The 1,748-nt window shown below is 56.9% G+C and carries 2 protein-coding genes; both read left to right on the top strand.

The window, feature by feature from the left end; translation table 11 throughout:
* Positions 1–1,150: heavy metal translocating P-type ATPase (locus tag ACT3UM_RS24125; protein ID WP_498902546.1), on the top strand; the 1,150-nt coding region annotated here is incomplete at its 5' end.
* Entirely contained in the window at positions 1,147–1,650 is a 504-nt protein-coding gene (gene lspA / locus ACT3UM_RS24130) for a signal peptidase II (RefSeq protein WP_027957956.1), read from the top strand. The genes ACT3UM_RS24125 and lspA, both read left to right, overlap by 4 nt.
* The last annotated feature ends 98 nt before the right edge of the window (positions 1,651–1,748 follow it).

The following is a 1,748-nucleotide window of genomic DNA, read 5'->3' on the forward strand; positions in this document are numbered from 1 at the left end:
GGCATGGTCGGAGTCGATTTACCGTGCGTTAGCATTGCTGTTAATCGCATGCCCCTGCGCGTTAGTCATTTCCACCCCAGCCGCCATCGCCGCCGGTCTCTCGGCGGGAGCTCGGCGCGGACTACTGATCAAAGGGGGAGCCGTTCTTGAACAGTTAGGTAAGCTTCGCTTGGTGGCATTAGATAAAACGGGCACCCTCACTGCGGGTACCCCAAGAGTCACAGATGTGGAGTCTTGGATTGCTGAGGAAGACGATAACAGCGTATTGCGGCTCGCCGCCGCAATAGAGCGGGATTCCAGTCACCCTATCGCCACGGCTATCGTTGAGCATGCCCGACAGTCGGGCATCAACCTCCCCACCGTCACCGGCGGCCGCGCTCTGGCGGGGCGCGGTGTTTCCGGCCAGGTGGAGGGTCGCGAGCTGAGCTTAATGACGCCTCGTCACCTTCACGAGAAAGTCATCCTTGAGGAAAGTCTCAGTGCTCGGATTGTCGCGTTAGAAGAAGCCGGTAAGAGCCTCGCTCTCCTCGTCGAAGGCGAGCGTTTACTGGGCTTGATCGCGGTTCGCGATGAGCCACGCGAAGATGCCATTGAAGGCCTAGCGGCGCTATCCCGTTTGGGCGTACAGGCGGTCATGCTCAGCGGTGATAATGCCCGCACCGTCGCTGCCACGGGGGGTCGCTTAGGCATTGAAGCGTACGGCGAACTAATGCCTGAAGACAAGGCAGCGTATGTTCGAGACTGGCAAGCGGCTGGCCGTGGCCCCATCGGTAAAGTAGGCGATGGCATCAACGATGCACCGGCACTCGCGGCAGCCGATGTGGGTATCGCGATGGGGGGCGGCACGGATGTGGCGTTGGAAACCGCCGATGCAGCCTTGCTCAAGAACCGCGTTACCGGCATCGCTGAGCTGATAGACCTCTCTCGTGCCACACTGCGCAATGTGAAAACCAACGTTGTTCTCGCCCTTGGCTTAAAAGCCATTTTCCTAGTTACAACGGCGCTGGGTATTACCGGCATGTGGATTGCGGTGATGGCCGATACCGGTGCTACCGTCCTGGTGACGTTGAACGCCATGCGACTGCTGGGTTACCGCTTTTCGCCCAGTACCGCAATGACAGGCCTGTCACAAGGAAAAACAACGTCATGAGAACAGCGCCAAACGATAGCCCTTCACGACGTTGGCCATGGTTCACATTTGCTTGCGTATTGGCTCTAGCCGATCAACTGGTCAAAGAAATCGTGCACGCCCAGATGTCGTTTGGCCAAGTCATTCCGCTAACGCCGTTTTTTAACTGGGTTTATACCGGGAACACAGGAGCCGCTTTCAGCTTTCTCGCAGAAGCAGGGGGTTGGCAGCGCTACCTCTTTCTTGGTTTAGCGTTGGTGGTGGTCGTCGTATTGGTTGTGCAGCTATGCAAACCCCTGTCGCGCTTGGAGGCCTGTGCGTACAGCCTGATTCTTGGCGGCGCGCTCGGTAATACTGTTGATCGCTTAGCGCGAGGGTACGTCGTCGACTATCTGGACATTTACTGGGGCGAATGGCATTGGCCCGCCTTTAACATGGCCGATATCGCTCTGTTTGCAGGTGTATTGATGTTCGCAGTGGCGTTATGGCGTGAAAGTCCTGCTTTTAAGCGCTCTGAGTAACGCTATGGATGTGGTCGATAAAGATAAAGAATATACGCTTTTTGCTGGGCGCTCCTCACCAATAGTCGATTGCGTTGTAGCGCTCGCCGCTGGGGTAA

Origin of the sequence: Halomonas sp. AOP13-D3-9 (assembly GCF_052379125.1) — a bacterium.
Classification (GTDB): domain Bacteria; phylum Pseudomonadota; class Gammaproteobacteria; order Pseudomonadales; family Halomonadaceae; genus Vreelandella.